This window comes from Desulfonema magnum, from assembly GCF_017377395.1.
GTDB classification, from domain to species: domain Bacteria; phylum Desulfobacterota; class Desulfobacteria; order Desulfobacterales; family 4be13; genus Desulfonema_C; species Desulfonema_C magnum.
The window spans coordinates 6,357,763-6,371,848 of record NZ_CP061800.1 but is presented as its reverse complement, the minus strand read 5'-3'; the positions used below and the strand labels follow the sequence as shown (position 1 = coordinate 6,371,848).

At 46.9% G+C, this 14,086-nt stretch carries 12 protein-coding genes; 8 read left to right on the top strand and 4 right to left on the bottom strand.

Annotated features, from left to right (window positions below):
* Positions 1-114: 114 nt before the first annotated feature.
* The 7 genes from dnm_RS24290 (at position 115) to dnm_RS24260 (ending at position 9,101) form a co-directional block, all read left to right on the top strand.
* Complete coding sequence (locus dnm_RS24290; RefSeq protein WP_207679475.1) at positions 115-1,299, top strand: glycosyltransferase family 2 protein; 1,185 nt, start codon at positions 115-117, stop codon at positions 1,297-1,299.
* Positions 1,286-3,409, top strand: coding sequence for a hypothetical protein (locus tag dnm_RS24285; protein WP_207679474.1), 2,124 nt, complete (start codon positions 1,286-1,288; stop codon positions 3,407-3,409). The genes dnm_RS24290 and dnm_RS24285 overlap by 14 nt, the downstream gene beginning before the upstream one ends.
* A complete protein-coding gene (locus dnm_RS24280) occupies positions 3,406-4,647 on the top strand; it encodes a glycosyltransferase (protein WP_207679473.1) in 1,242 nt (413 codons plus the stop codon). Before dnm_RS24285 ends, dnm_RS24280 begins: the two co-directional genes overlap by 4 nt.
* Positions 4,644-5,276 (top strand): tyrosine-protein kinase family protein, encoded by a 633-nt coding sequence (locus dnm_RS24275; RefSeq protein WP_207679472.1) that lies wholly within the window; start codon positions 4,644-4,646, stop codon positions 5,274-5,276. Before dnm_RS24280 ends, dnm_RS24275 begins: the two co-directional genes overlap by 4 nt.
* A 33-nt stretch (positions 5,277-5,309) precedes the next feature.
* Positions 5,310-6,707 carry a sigma-54-dependent transcriptional regulator gene (locus dnm_RS24270; RefSeq protein ID WP_207679471.1) on the top strand — a complete coding sequence of 466 codons (1,398 nt, stop codon included), beginning with the start codon at positions 5,310-5,312 and terminating at the stop codon, positions 6,705-6,707.
* A gap of 206 nt (positions 6,708-6,913) precedes the next feature.
* Positions 6,914-7,324 carry a PaaI family thioesterase gene (locus dnm_RS24265; RefSeq protein ID WP_207679470.1) on the top strand — a complete coding sequence of 137 codons (411 nt, stop codon included), beginning with the start codon at positions 6,914-6,916 and terminating at the stop codon, positions 7,322-7,324.
* A gap of 622 nt (positions 7,325-7,946) precedes the next feature.
* A complete protein-coding gene (locus dnm_RS24260) occupies positions 7,947-9,101 on the top strand; it encodes an ATP-binding response regulator (RefSeq protein ID WP_207679469.1) in 1,155 nt (384 codons plus the stop codon).
* 42 nt (positions 9,102-9,143) lie between these two features.
* Here the strand turns inward: dnm_RS24260 and dnm_RS24255 are convergent, their stop codons facing one another.
* From dnm_RS24255 to dnm_RS24240, 4 genes are all read right to left on the bottom strand, one after another.
* Positions 9,144-10,568, bottom strand: a complete 1,425-nt coding sequence (locus dnm_RS24255; protein ID WP_207679468.1) for a CCA tRNA nucleotidyltransferase — start codon at positions 10,566-10,568, stop codon at positions 9,144-9,146.
* 114 nt (positions 10,569-10,682) lie between these two features.
* Positions 10,683-12,749, bottom strand: coding sequence for a methyl-accepting chemotaxis protein (locus dnm_RS24250; RefSeq protein ID WP_207679467.1), 2,067 nt, complete (start codon positions 12,747-12,749; stop codon positions 10,683-10,685).
* 88 nt (positions 12,750-12,837) lie between these two features.
* Positions 12,838-13,353, bottom strand: coding sequence for a cache domain-containing protein (locus tag dnm_RS24245; RefSeq protein ID WP_207679466.1), 516 nt, complete (start codon positions 13,351-13,353; stop codon positions 12,838-12,840).
* An 81-nt stretch (positions 13,354-13,434) separates the two neighbouring features.
* On the bottom strand, positions 13,435-13,572 hold the full coding sequence (locus dnm_RS24240; RefSeq protein WP_207679465.1) for a hypothetical protein: 138 nt from the start codon (positions 13,570-13,572) through the stop codon (positions 13,435-13,437).
* A gap of 275 nt (positions 13,573-13,847) precedes the next feature.
* Between dnm_RS24240 and dnm_RS24235 the strand changes: the two genes are divergently transcribed.
* Positions 13,848-14,084 carry a hypothetical protein gene (locus dnm_RS24235; RefSeq protein ID WP_207679463.1) on the top strand — a complete coding sequence of 79 codons (237 nt, stop codon included), beginning with the start codon at positions 13,848-13,850 and terminating at the stop codon, positions 14,082-14,084.
* Positions 14,085-14,086 lie beyond the last annotated feature (2 nt).

Sequence of the window (14,086 nt, the reverse complement as noted above, 5' to 3'; positions counted from 1 at the left end):
GTTCGTAGTTCCGCCTTTAGGCGGTGCGACACCGCCTAAAGGCGGAACTACGAACTAAAAGCCGCTGATTATAACGGTTTCAAGTTTCAAGTTTCAAAAGAAAAGGATAATAATTTGATTGAAATACTATTCTGGTTATTTATTTTCAGTATTCTTTACACTTATTTTGGTTATCCGGCTTTGCTGGCCCTGCTGGCCCGAACCCGTCCTGAACCAAAGCCGTATCCGCTCACAACCCCATCTGTCACATTGCTGATTCCGGCATATAACGAACAGGCGGTCATTGCTCAGAAAATAGAAAACAGCCTCGCGCTTGATTATCCTCCGAGGCAATTTCAGATCCTGGTGGTTAATGACGGATCTGAGGACCGAACAGCGGAAATTGTTCGTCAATATGCGGATGCATGTGTGGAACTCAGCCACAATGATATCCGCGGGGGTAAAATGGCCGCGATTCAGCAGGCCATGGCTTTGGCGCGAGGAGAAATTATCGTCTTAACCGATGCCACGAATTTTTTTGAGCGGGACGCGATACATGAACTGGTTGCTCCTTTTGCCGACCCAGATGTCGGCGTTGTCACCGGAACAAAATCCATTCTGCGCGGGGATGGCGCCCTGGGCGAATCCGAAGGGCTTTATTGGCGGTATGAATCCTTTATTCTGAGACAGGAAACCCGTCTGGGCTGCTGTACTGCCGCTACCGGCGATTCCATGGCAATTCGGCGGGATTTGTTTGAGGCCCCGAGCCATAAGGCTATTGGCGCGATTGATTTTCATCTGGCAATGGGGATCATCCGCCGCGGCTATCGTGTGATTTACGCCTCAAAAGTTCCGTCTTATGAGCGTGTTTCTGTGTCTGCCAAACATGAGATGGAACGCCGTTCCAGAATTATCGCGGGACGATTTCAGGCCATTTTCATGGCCTGGAAAATTTTGCCGCTGCGCCGTCCACTGCTGGTCTGGCAGATTGTCTCACATAAATTTATGCGGCCGCTCGTGCCTTTGTTCATGATCGGCGCGCTGCTGACCAATCTCATGCTGGCGGCCCGGTCGGACACTCTGCTGATTTATCAGGTTTTAATGATATTTCAGTGTGCTTTTTACATCATGGCCGTGATCGGCAATGGCATAGAGCGTAAGAATACAATGGGAAAGCTGTTGTATCTGCCAACATTTTTGGTGAACAGCAACATCGCAGCCCTGGTGGGACTCTGGCGCTTTCTGAGGGGTCGTCAGACTCCCCTTTGGAAACGGGTCCCGAGACGTGAGGAAGAGACATTAAAATATGATAAAAAATAACCTGGTGATTCTCATTTTGGCACTTTGCCTTTTGCCTGGGGGTGATGTCTTGGCATCAGATAAAACTTTCAAAGATTTTAAATCCCCTGATACGGCCTCAGAAATCTCAAAACTCATTTACCAGGCAGGCAGCACTGACAGCGATGCGGACCGTCTGGACTATCTGAAACAGTTGGAGACGTTAATAAAACATAAGCCGATTCGGAGGCCGAATCTGAAGCTTTCAGATATAAAAAAGATGATTCATGACATTGAGTTATGGGTCGGTTCGGCGTATCGTGATAAGACCAGAACAAAGGATGTTATCAGGGAAAAAGGATATCTGAGACATTTTTTTCATGACGCATATCCTCAGCCCATATCTGAGACATGTCCGCTTTATCCGGTCATGTGTTTTTACAAAGCCCGTATGAACGTATGGAATATTGTTGAACAAAAGAAAAATAAAAGCAATAAGAGAAAGAAATTAATCCGGGATATCCTCACCTGTTTCAGAGAGACAGGCAACGCCTTCCCTGAAAACCGAATTGTCCGGATGTACCTCGGTGAGCCTGTGCCCTGGCCCGGACATTATGCTTCTCATCCGCAGGCTCCGGAATGGGCCAATCTGCAACGCAGGGCAATTGAGGGCCTGACCGATATCATTCACTGGTGGATTGACAACCGTATGCGTGAGGATGGTCAGTTTGGCGGGGGCTGGGGAGATGATTGTGAAATGTGGCGATGGTGGACACCGGTGATGATCGGCTTTGATGATCCCAAAATAACAGCGGCTCAGGAACGATTTTCCAATGCGCTGCTGGCCCGGGAACATATGCAAAAAGGCTATACCACCATTATGAGCGATGTGGAACACACAGCAGAGGACACGGCTGACACGATCACACCCATGATGCACCTTCGTCCGAATGATCCTGAGTGGCGGAAACGGGCCATGAACCTAAGTGAATTAATGAGAACCAAATGGACAGGGAAGAACGCGCGCGGATTTCTCCAGTTTAAGAATATTTATTTCACGGCTGACCGCGTTGATTATGGTTTGAAAGGCAGACAAAGCGCGTATGATACGATTTACCATCCCCGGGTTGTTCAGCCTGCCCTGCTTTTGTGGCAGCGGACAGGTGACAAAGGATTATCCGAACTTTTCACGGCCTGGATGAACAACTGGACAGATGCGGCCATGCGCGGCGAACAGAAAAAGCCTCCGGGCATTTTGCCATCGGTCATTCACTGGCCCGATGGCCGGGCAGGCGGAGATAATAAGTCAGAACACTGGTGGAAACCCCGTACCCGTGGCAGAAGCAAGTTGTACAATTGGCCTTCTCAAATATGGATGATGAACGACACCCTGCTCCTCACTTATTACATGACAGGAGATAAGAAATATCTTGCTCCCATGCGTGCCATGGCAAAGCTTTATCAGAAATATCTGCAAAACCCGGTCAGAAATCCCAAAAAGGGATCAAAAGCGTGGTGTGCGTCCAAAATGAAATTTCTTATTCCGACATTGGCTAAATATCGAGCCTTGACCGGAGATACACATTATGATAACTTGTTAATAAAACATGGCGGGTATGGGGAATTTCTGATCACCGGAAATAAATATGTTCTCCTCAAAGCCATGAAGGAGAGCGCTCAGGCTGTGAGCCAGAATTTTGAAGGATTCACAAGTGAGGTACGTTATACTGATCGTGTTCTCAAACTTCCGCGAAAATGGTTCCGTGAAATGGGACTCAGGGGAAGAGAATCCTTAGATACTGAAGTCCTTTTCAGTATGCTCACAGGCGATCCCGGCAATATGGCCTATTTTCCTTTGAATGCCGTGCGCTGGCTTACACGGTCCCGTGATATTGCCGCGCTGGTGACACAATCCGGCCAGGAAAACTTTTCCGCGGAACTGTTCCATTTTGGGTCTGAACCCCGTTCAATGGGTGCGGATCTGTATCTTCTGAAACCCGGAACCTATAAGATGACGCTCCGGGAAAAAAGCCCGGAAGGAAAAAACAACCTGCTTCAGCAAAAAATCAATGCTGACGGCCGCCGAACCCGTGTGCGATTTCAACTGCCTCCGGGACGGCTCTGCGTTCTTCAAGTGACAACTGAAAAATGAAACCTAAGATTGCTTATATGATGACACGCTTTCCGAAATTATCGGAAACCTTTATTCTGAGAGAGATGAACGAGCTGGAACGTCTGGGCTATGATATTGCACTTTATCCGCTGATTTTTCAGAAAGAATCTGTCATTCACGAGGAAGCTGAGTCATGGATCCCACGGATCCGGCACTTTCCTTTTGTGTCGCCGGATGTGCTGAAGACAAATTGGGACTGCCTTATCAGAGACCCCTTTGCGTATGCCTCTCTCTGGGCGCTTGTGGTGCGGGAAAACCGGGCCTCTTTGAAAATTCTCTCCCGGGCTGTGGTATTATTCCCGAAAGTGATGCTTATGGCCCGTGAGATGCAAAAACAGGGCATTGAGCATATCCATGCCCATTTTGCCACTTATCCGGCGCTGGCTGCCTGGTTAATTCATCAGCTTACCGGCATTGGTTTCAGTGTCACGGTCCACGCGAACGATATTTTTGTGCATCAGAAAATGCTGGACACCAAACTGCGTGACGCGGTGTTCATCATTGCCATTTCAGAGTATAACCGTGAGTTTCTCTCTGATGCCGCGGGTTCCCGGGTGCGGAATAAAACCCATGTCATTCATTGCGGTATCCGGACAGAGAACTACAGGCCGAGACACAACATAAATCAGCACAATGAACGCTTTGAAATACTCAGCATCGGCAGGCTGGAGCCTAAGAAGGGATATCGTTATCTTATTCAGTCATGTGCGTTGCTCCGTGAGCAGGGGATTTCTTTTCGATGTCGTATCATCGGTGATGGCGAAGAACGTCCTGTTCTGGAAAGGATGATCACCGAGATGAATCTGACTGCCATGGTTGAGCTTCTCGGTCCCCTGCCCCAGAAAGCAGTGGCCCGGGTGCTGCCCACGGCCCATTGCTATGTTCAGCCCAGCATTATTACTCCGTCAGGGAGAATGGAAGGCATTCCGGTATCTCTGATGGAAGCCATGTCCTGCAATTTGCCGGTCGCGGCTTCGGATATTTCAGGGATTCCCGAGCTGGTAAAACACGGAGAAACAGGCTGGCTCGTCCCCCCGGCCGATGCGTCCGCGCTGGCGGAAACTCTGTCAGCCATATATGCCAATCCTGATCAGGCCAGTCATATCGCCCGGAACGGCAGAACCTTCGTGCGGCACGCTTTTGAGTTGCGAACAAATGTTGAACGCCTGGCCGCGCTGTTTGAATCATCAATCTTCAATGAAAAAAAATCATTATGACACCTGAACACACATTTGTCATTCATCGTTTATATGACCGATTTAATCAGGATCAGAAACAGGTCTTTTTTGTCACAGGCCCGGATCCGAAAGTCGGTGTGACTTATTGCTGCCTGAATATCGCGGCCGCGGCCGTGGAGCTGATGGCGAATTATTCCATATTGCTCATTGATATGAATGTGTATCATCCCAGCCTGTCCGAATCAGCAAAAAATCCCGAAAAAGGATGGGTTCCCTGGCTTACGGAAAATAAGGCATTTCCTCTGAAAGAGGCAATTTTTCCCTGGGCCGAATCTGATCATTTGAATTTTCTCCCCACCGGACACATAAAAAACTACAGGCATGTCGCGGCACAGATGCCGCATTGGTCAGATATGTTTGATATATTAAAAAAAGATTTCAATCTGATCATCGTGGATCTGCCGGCTTTTTACCAGGGGACTGAAGCGAGAATTCTCTCCAGGGCCGCAGATGATATTATGATTGTCATAGAAGCAGATGCGACAAGAAGGCCGATTGTCAGTCAGATGGTGGATGAACTCCGTTCCATGAATACTTCAATTTTAGGTGTATTGTTTAATAAACGCAAATTTCATATTCCGAGATGGATACATCGCAGATTTTTTTGAATTATCAATTATCAATTATCAATTATTAAAGATATGCTAAAGAAAAGTCATCATAATATACTGGTTGTGGATGATGAACTCAGCATGCGTCAGTTGCTCGAATTTATGCTGAAAAGAGAAGGATATCATGTGTCATGCGCGGAAAACGGTAACACTGCCATCTCCATGGTTGAAGAAACATATTTTGATCTTCTGATTTGTGATATCAGGCTCGGAGATATTACCGGTATTGATGTGTTAAGGGCCGCGAAAAAGCAGAATTCGAATATTGTGGTGATAATGATTTCAGCTTATGCCACGGCCGAGACCGCGGTTGAAGCCATGAATGAAGGGGCTTATGACTATGTGCCCAAGCCTTTTGACACGGACGAGCTGAAGCAGACCATCGCAAAAGCCTTGGAACTGAAAACCATCGCACATGAAAAGGAGATTCTTGGCCACGAACTGAAAAAGCATCAGCATTTTGGGCTGATCGTGGGAAACAGTCCCAAAATGATGCATATCTATGAGATGGTCCGGCAGGTCGCCAAAACCAAGACAAATATCCTTATTACAGGTGAAAGCGGAACTGGCAAGGAACTGATTGCACGGGCCATCCATGATCAGAGTGACCGGCGGGACAAACCTTTTGTGGGGATTAATTGCGGAAGTATTCCTGAAACATTGATGGAAAGCGAGTTTTTCGGCCATAAAAAAGGAGCGTTCACAGGCGCGGACAACGATAAAAAAGGTCTTTTTGAAGCTGCTGACAAAGGCACGGTTTTTCTCGATGAAATCGGGGAGGTCATCGCACCGATTCAGGTAAAGTTGCTCAAGGCTGTTCAGAATAAAATGTTTATGGCAGTGGGCGGCAATGAAGATATTTCCGTGGATGTCAGAATTATTTCTGCCACCAACAGAAACTTGGAAAAAGAGGTGATTGCCGGACGTTTCAGAGAAGACCTGTTTTATCGTCTGAATGTGATAGAGATAAAAGTGCCTCCGCTCAGGGAAAGAAAGAGTGATCTTCGTATTCTTGCCCAGCATTTTCTTGAAAAATATTCCAGAAAAATGGAAAAAAAAATTTCAAAAATATCATCTTATGCCATTGATTTATTAAATAAATATGACTTCCCCGGAAATGTTCGGGAGCTTGAAAACCTGATAGAACGAAGCGTGGCTCTCAGCAGCACAAATATTATTCTGCCGGACAGCCTCGCCCTTTCCATCCATAAGCGAAAATGGGAGGAAGATAAGAAAGGCCCGATGCCTGATTTGGACGCGGTGGCAAAGGGAGTTTCACTGGATAAAATTCTGGAAGAAATTGAGAGGGCCTATCTCAGAAAGGCCCTTGATGTCAGCGGCGGAAACAAAAAAAAAGCAGCAAAGTTGCTCGATATTAATTATCGCTCTCTGTGGCATCGTCTTGACAAATTCGGAATTAAAAGCTGAATTTGAGAATTGAGAATTGAGAATCAGCAGCTAGAAAATGTCCCGGACCGCTCCCGGTGGATTGACAAATCCGTCGGAAATGCCCGGGACCGCTCCCGGTGGATTGACAAATCCGTCGGAAAGGCCCGGGATTTGTCAATCCCGGGCGAGCATTTTGGAATACTTTCCATTGATAATTGATACAGAGAGGGAAGCGTGTTTAAAAGATGAGTATTGATGAAAACATAAAGTATGCGACGGAAGTGGTGGCAAGGGATCCTATGGCGGTTTTCCTCGGGATCCGCGCGGAAGAAGTGAGACATGCTTATGCCCGTCTGTCACTTCATATCAGACCGGAATATCTTAACGCGTTGGATCGTGCGCACGGCATGTCCATATCCTGTCTGGCTGACCAGGCTGTTGCTGTGGCGTCCAATACCACAGAATATCAGACGCTGATCGTGGAACTGAAGATCAATTTTCTGGGGGCCGTGTCTCCGGGGGATACGATCACCGCGGAGGCCAGTTCGCTTGATTTAAAGCGCAAATTAAGTCTCTGGCAGGTGGAAGTAAAAGATTCCGCGGGAAACAGGGTGGCCATGGCTCAGGCCCTTGCCTATCATCGCCCCAGGAAATAAGGAGTGCTAAAATTTTATTTTAGCATGATGCTAAGGTGCTATACCATTTGCAAGAAATAACCCATCATAAAAAATGTCTGATTATAACGGATTTTGGGGAGGCCCCGGGAAAACCGCGGAACACACGGAAAAAAGACGTATGTTCCGGATTCTCCGAAAGGTCCCCTCGGACAAACTCAGGACGGGAAAATGGAAACCGTTGAGCTTGTCGAAACGGGAGCCGCCCGGAACCGGTCGTTGAGCTTGTCGAAACGGGAGCCGCCCGGAACCGGTCGTTGAGCTTGTCGAAACGGGAGCCGCCCGGAACCGGTCGTTGAGCTTGTCGAAACGTGAACCGCCCGGAACCGGTCGTTGAGCTTGTCGAAACGGGAGCCGCCCGGAACCGGTCGTTGAGCTTGTCGAAACGGGAGCCGCCCGGAACCGGTCGTTGAGCTTGTCGAAACGGGAGCCGCCCGGAACCGGTCGTTGAGCTTGTCGAAACGTGAACCGCCCGGAACCGGTCGTTGAGCTTGTCGAAACGGCCTCCCCAAAATCCGTTATAATCAGAAAAATGTCATTCCCGGGAAATCAGAAATGACACAACAGATGAGATTTTATGATTGGTATGAATAGGAATTGAAGTATGAGCCCCATTGAAATCCGAAGCATGACTTCTAAAAACAAAATACTGGTTGTGGATGATTCGCCATTAGTGGTAGAGGCCATCAGTAACATCTTGGAAACTGAATATCTGGTTGAGAAAGCATACAGCGGAGATGATGCCCTGAAAACGCTTCAGACCTTCAGACCGGATATGCTCCTTTTGGATATTATCATGCCAGGGATGGACGGATATGAGGTCTGTCGGCAGATCAGAGCAGACGGCAGTTTTGGTTTTATCAAAATCATTATGGTTTCCAGCCGGACCATGTTGGAACAACGCCTTGAAGGGTATAATGCCGGCGCGGATGATTATATCAGCAAACCATTTGATAAGGAAGAACTTCTGGCAAAAGTCCGGGTTTTCATGCGGCTGAAGTCCGTGGAAGACCAGCTTCAGGAACTGAACGAAACCCTGAATGAGCAGGTCAGAGTACGCACCAGGCAACTGATTGACGCAGAGAAAATGGCGGTCATCGGAAGATATGCGGCAGGGATTGTACACAACCTCAACAACCCTCTCCAGGCAATCATGGGAAGTGCGCAGCTCCTTGCAATGAAATATCCTGACAATCGGAATATAATGATACTCAGAAAAGCAGCCGTCCAAATGAAGCATATTATCAGCACCATTCTGACGACCAGTCGCAGGGAAAGTAAAGCCGAATTTCTGGATATTGATCTGAATGAAGTCCTTAAAGATCAGATTGAGCTGCTCCGATCAAATCCCTTTTTCAAACATGAAATTCAAACAAAACTGAATATAAAACCATTACCGCCCTATCGCTGCGTTTATGCACATTTCAGCCAGGGCCTTGGAAATTTAATTAAAAATGCTGCTGATGCCATGTATAAAAGCAATATAAAGCTCTTATCCATTACTACCTTGGCAGAAGATAAAGCCATCCTTATAAAAATATCTGATACAGGTCATGGCATTCCTGAAGAAAGAAAGGAAAAAATTTTTAATCCGTTCTTCACCACCAAACCGCTGACCGCCAGTGATGACCGTCCCACCGGAACCGGACTGGGGCTGGCTTCCAGTAAGGAAATGATTGAATCTTATGGCGGAAAAATCCTTGTTGAGTCTCAGGTTGGAAAAGGAACAACATTCACGGTCCGGCTGCCGATAAACTGAGAATCGAAAAATTGAACCTGCTGGATTATATCATTTTTAAGATCATGTCTGTTTTATCCCCTTTGTGAATTCGTTAGCCATTGCCAGTGCCGCTTCCCGGTTTCTGATCAGCCCCGCGTCCTGGGCCTCTCTGATTTTTCGAAGAACATCTCCCAGTTCCGGCCCGGGGGACATCCCTATGTCCATCAGGTCTTTTCCGGTAATGAAATTATGACGCTCCAACTGCTTCTTTATTTTTCTGTAATATTCCTTTACCGTATTTTGGGACCAGCGAAGATGATTTTCTCTTCTTTCTTCGGTTGAGGCCGGTCCCAACGTACTCCTTATATCACCGATTCCCATAATGATGATGGGAATACAGTCATGTTTCAGCTTGCGAAACCATCGCATTCGTGTGGTCGGTCTGACTTTGTAAAAAAAGAGATTGAGAACATTCAGATGTTCCGCCACCATCCTGCGGACAAATTCCTGATCCCGTGATGACATCCGCAGTCGCTGAGTAATCTGAGACACGATTTCCGTCCCTTTTTTGTCATGGCCGTAAAACGTGATCCGCCCGGTATCTTCTTTCACGCCCCGGGTCATGGGCTTGCCAACGTCATGAAGCATTGCCGACAATTTCAGCAGAGGAATCCGGTTCCCGGGTTTCAGATTATCCGCCACCTCCTCTGCCACGGATCCGAAGAACTCCTGCAAGTGATTCACAACATATTCACATATCTCCAGGACCATGAGCGAATGATTCCACACATCCGTGTGGTGATATGTGTTCTGAGTGCAGCCTTTCATATGTCTGATTTCAGGAAAAATGACATCCAGAATCCCCAGCTCATCCATGAGGCGAATAAAAAAGGCACTGTGTCCGGTTCTGAAAATTTCAAGCAGTTCAGCCAGAATCCGCTCGGCCGCGGTGTGCTGAATCAGACTGAAATGGTGCTGCATTGCTGTCAGGGTTGTTTCCTCAATGGTAAAATCAAGCATGGCGGCAAAGCGTACCGCCCGCAGTATCCGAAGCGGATCAGCGGAAAAGACCGCCGGCCCTGTCATTCGGACAAGCCTCTTCTCCAAATCCCGGGCCCCGTTCAGGGGGTCAATGATCTCACCCAGATTTCCGTCCTGTTCAACCCGGATGGCCATGGCGTTAATCGTAAAATCCCGGTGTCTGAGATCAGCAGCCACTGTATCCCCGCGCATCGGAACAATATCAATAAAAGTATCCGGATATTTTCTGTCCGCGACCCGAAAGCAGGGTTCGTCAGCTTTTTTTCGGAAAGGAACCACAGCCGCGTTCTTGGCTGCGGCCAGCTTCCCTGCCATGGCTTCCGCGTCATGGCACATCAGATCAATATCTTTGGGAACACGGGAAAGCAGATGATCCCGCACAGCTCCGCCCACCAGCCAAAGGGGCGTCTGGTCTCCCTGCAAAGGCATGAGCCATTGTCTGAGCATTTTTGTAATGTGATTCATTGAATTATCACCTTATGTTAGGGGATTCAGGCTGTTTTTGTCTGAATTCTCTTTAGCATTCTCGGATCAGCATTCCGTCCCGCAGGTTTTTCAATATCTCACCGGCCTGTTGCTTTATATCTTGAACTTGGCGACCAGTTCCCGAAGCTGAACAGCGATACTGGAGAGTTCCGCGGCCGAGGCATTCACTTTTCTGGCTCTTGCGTTCGCTTCGGAGGCAGTCTCACTGATATTTTGAATATTGAAGGCCATCTCATTGGCACCTTTTGCAGCTTCGCCCGCGTTTCCTGACATATCGTTGGCCCCCTTGGAAACCTCGGCAATGGAGGAGGCAATATTTCCGGCTCCGATGTTCGCCTGTCGGACATTGGAAGTAATATTGTTGGTCGTGTGAGTTTGCTGCTCAACCGCATTGGTGATGATGATGACCGATGCATTTATCTTTTTGATAATACTCAGAATATCCTCAATGGCCCTGACAGCCCCTTCGGTATTTCTCTGTACCCCTCCGATGCGTTTGGCAATATTTTCAGCGGCTCCGGCACTTTGGCTGGCAAGTTCCTTAATTTCATTTGCAACCACGGCAAATCCTTTGCCTGCCTCGCCTGCGGAAGCTGCTTCAATTGTGGCGTTGAGCGCAAGCAGATTTGTCTGTTCTGCTATTCTCGTGATGACTTTGGTGACCTCACCGATTTCCGTTGCTGCTTCACCGAGACTGTTCATGACCTTTGTCGCTGCTTTTGCCATTGTCATAGCCTCACTTGAAACCGTGGCACCGTCCTGAGCATTCTGGGCAATGTCACTGATTGCCGTTGCCATGTCTTCTATTGAAAGGGCTACCGCGTTCATGTTCTCAGACATCCGATCCGCGGTGGAGGAAATGCTTTGGATATTTGCGCTCATTTCCTCGGCCGCGGATGCCATGGTGTTGATGTTCATTGAAACTTCCTCGGTGGCGGAAGAGACGCTGTTTGAAATTTCGGACATTCGGCCTGCGCCCTGGGACATCTGATCGGAAAGTTCCAGGTAGCTATATGAGGACGCGGTCAGCGTTTCAGCGTTCTGGGCAACCTCTTTTATCATGGTTTGTATCTTTTCAATGAACATATTGAACCATTTTGCCAGCTCGCCCATCTCATCCTCGCACTTCAGTTCAAGACGTTTACTCAGGTCCCCTTCTCCTTCGGCTAAGTCAATCACCATGTCTGTCAATTTTCTGATGGGCCGATGAATTGACCGCAGAATAATTATTGCCCCGAGAATCAGAACCAGCAGAATAAGAAAAAATGCTGTCAGCGCATATCTGAAATTTGTTTTTCTGATTTCATTAAGAGAAGCCTGAATCCATGTGGCGATCCCCTCCTCTCCGAATGTCATGTCTTTCCTTACAATGTCGAGTTCTGATATGATCTGTGTATTTTCGAACCAGATTACATGGATCTGGTTGGTCAGTTTTTCAATATCAATAATATTCTTTTCCGCATATGCTGAAAAGTCGCTAAACATATCCTTTTTCGCGTATTTTGCCAAAGCCAGAATGTTTTTTCTTTCTTTATTCAGGGTCGCCAAGGCATTTTTATAAACTTCCAAAAATTGTTTTTCTCTGTTATTTAACAGCAGGTCTTTGTTCACCGCCAGAGAAACTTCGCTGAGTGCATTGATAATATTTTTGTTTGATATCGCAAATGAACCATATAACGGGTCAGCATCTTCTGCATTAAGATAAGTCATGCCGATGATATTATCAATTTCCCGGGCCACCTGGTCTGATTTTTTATGAAAGTTTTTAAATAAATTATCCCATTTGGTGATTAATAATATGATTTTATCATTATTTCTGACCAGCAACGTAAATTTGTCTTTGTAAGTTGAAAGCAATTTTAAAAGGTTTTTAAGGTCTTTTTCCTTTTCTGTTGCCTTGCGAATAATCCCTTCCAGAAGTTCGGTATTTTTCTTAATATTTGAAAGCACCTTTTTTGCGGCTTCATCATTCGGATGCTTTGCGTAATTTTTTTCAAATATAATGGTGCTTAACAGACTGGATTCAAAACTTTTGATTTTGGAATTAAGATGCTGATATTTATATGTCTTACTGTTGTAAAACTGGGTCAGCCCAAAAGAAGTGAGATATAGTGTAAGGTTTATCAGGACAAACAACATGATCTTTGTTGTTATTTTCATGGCATTCCTCTGTCAGTTGTCAGCTGTCAGTTATCAGGTGTCCGCGCTGAAAAACATCCGACAGATAACCGACAACTGGAAAACCGCATTACTTTTTGAGAAGTTTTTTCAAATCTTCAACACTCTTATCTTCATCGTAAATACCGGCTCCGACCTGATAGGGCGTATTCGGAACCTGAAGCATCAGGCTTACTTTTCGGGATGGCTCTTTTTTGCCTACTTCCGGCCACCAGTATTCTACCCATCCGCCTTCCGGCAGTTTGGCGACCTCACAAAGTTGAACAAAAATATAGTTGCCCCTCACATCTTTTAATCCCATTAAATTTCTCCCGACAAATTTGGGTTTTATGGCGTGGGCAACGATTACGCCTTCATTACAGTCAAAGACGAAGATATAGGTGTTTTTAAAAACCCAGGGGCCGTTTTTCTCATTAAACGCTTCCAGTCCGACTTCACCGCTTTGAGACAAAAACTTCACTGCTTCCCGAACTTTTTTTACGACATCTCCCGGTGTGGCTTTGTCCTGGGCCATCGCATCATTTGAAAAAAATACAGAAAAAATAAAAACCAATCCCATGAAAGACAACATTTTTATAAATTTCATTCTTACCTCCTCAACGCTGATCATTATCAGCAAATGGAAAAAATTTTTGGTGATATCCTTCTCTCATTTTTCTCGTTTATTTCAGGTTCGCAGTTCCGCATTCAGGCGGTCACAGCCCGCCTGACGGCGGAACCAGGAACGCTGGTACATGCCAAATGATAAGACATTATCGAAAATAAATGACCAGACATCCGGAGTGCCGGACTTGCAGTTTGTCAATATACCAGGATTCCTCCGGCGGACAGGCACGCCTGGCCAAACTGCAAGTCTGATACTCCGGATGTCCCTGTTTTGGTCACTGATTCTTATTTCCGATGAAGTCTGTGGTAAACAACGATTTTAAGGTAATGTTTTCCGCATTTAATAAATTCTGATTATAACGGATTTAGGGGAGGACCGGCCAAGCCCTGTAAGGGCGGCATATTTGTAGCAGCAGGTTTGCAGGTACCCGCCAAGCCCCGTGGGGGCGGCATATTTGTAGCAACCGGGCGAATATGCCGCCCCCACGGGGCGTTACCAGGCTCCCCCAAATCCGTTATAATCAGAATAAATTCAATCCGTCAGCTTATAATCAGGAGATGAAAAATTCCCACACATCTCGTTCCCACGCTTCGCGTCATGTGCGGCGGACGGATTCGGGACGCGAAGCGTCCGCGCTGCATTCCCACGCGAAGCGTGGGAACGAGATCGCCGGGGGCTTTTTTCCATCTACTGATAATGTGACAAGGTAAAA

Excerpts from the sequence above, each read along its gene's own strand:
- dnm_RS24275 (WP_207679472.1), top strand. The coding sequence starts at position 4,644 with ATGACACCTGAACACACATTTGTCATTCATCGTTTATATGACCGATTT.
- dnm_RS24270 (WP_207679471.1), top strand. The coding sequence starts at position 5,310 with ATGCTAAAGAAAAGTCATCATAATATACTGGTTGTGGATGATGAACTC.
- dnm_RS24280 (WP_207679473.1), top strand. The coding sequence starts at position 3,406 with ATGAAACCTAAGATTGCTTATATGATGACACGCTTTCCGAAATTATCG.
- dnm_RS24260 (WP_207679469.1), top strand. The coding sequence starts at position 7,947 with ATGAGCCCCATTGAAATCCGAAGCATGACTTCTAAAAACAAAATACTG.
- dnm_RS24235 (WP_207679463.1), top strand. The coding sequence starts at position 13,848 with ATGCCGCCCCCACGGGGCGTTACCAGGCTCCCCCAAATCCGTTATAAT.
- dnm_RS24250 (WP_207679467.1), bottom strand. The coding sequence starts at position 12,749 with ATGAAAATAACAACAAAGATCATGTTGTTTGTCCTGATAAACCTTACA.
- dnm_RS24285 (WP_207679474.1), top strand. The coding sequence starts at position 1,286 with ATGATAAAAAATAACCTGGTGATTCTCATTTTGGCACTTTGCCTTTTG.
- dnm_RS24245 (WP_207679466.1), bottom strand. The coding sequence starts at position 13,353 with ATGAAATTTATAAAAATGTTGTCTTTCATGGGATTGGTTTTTATTTTT.
- dnm_RS24265 (WP_207679470.1), top strand. The coding sequence starts at position 6,914 with ATGAGTATTGATGAAAACATAAAGTATGCGACGGAAGTGGTGGCAAGG.
- dnm_RS24255 (WP_207679468.1), bottom strand. The coding sequence starts at position 10,568 with ATGAATCACATTACAAAAATGCTCAGACAATGGCTCATGCCTTTGCAG.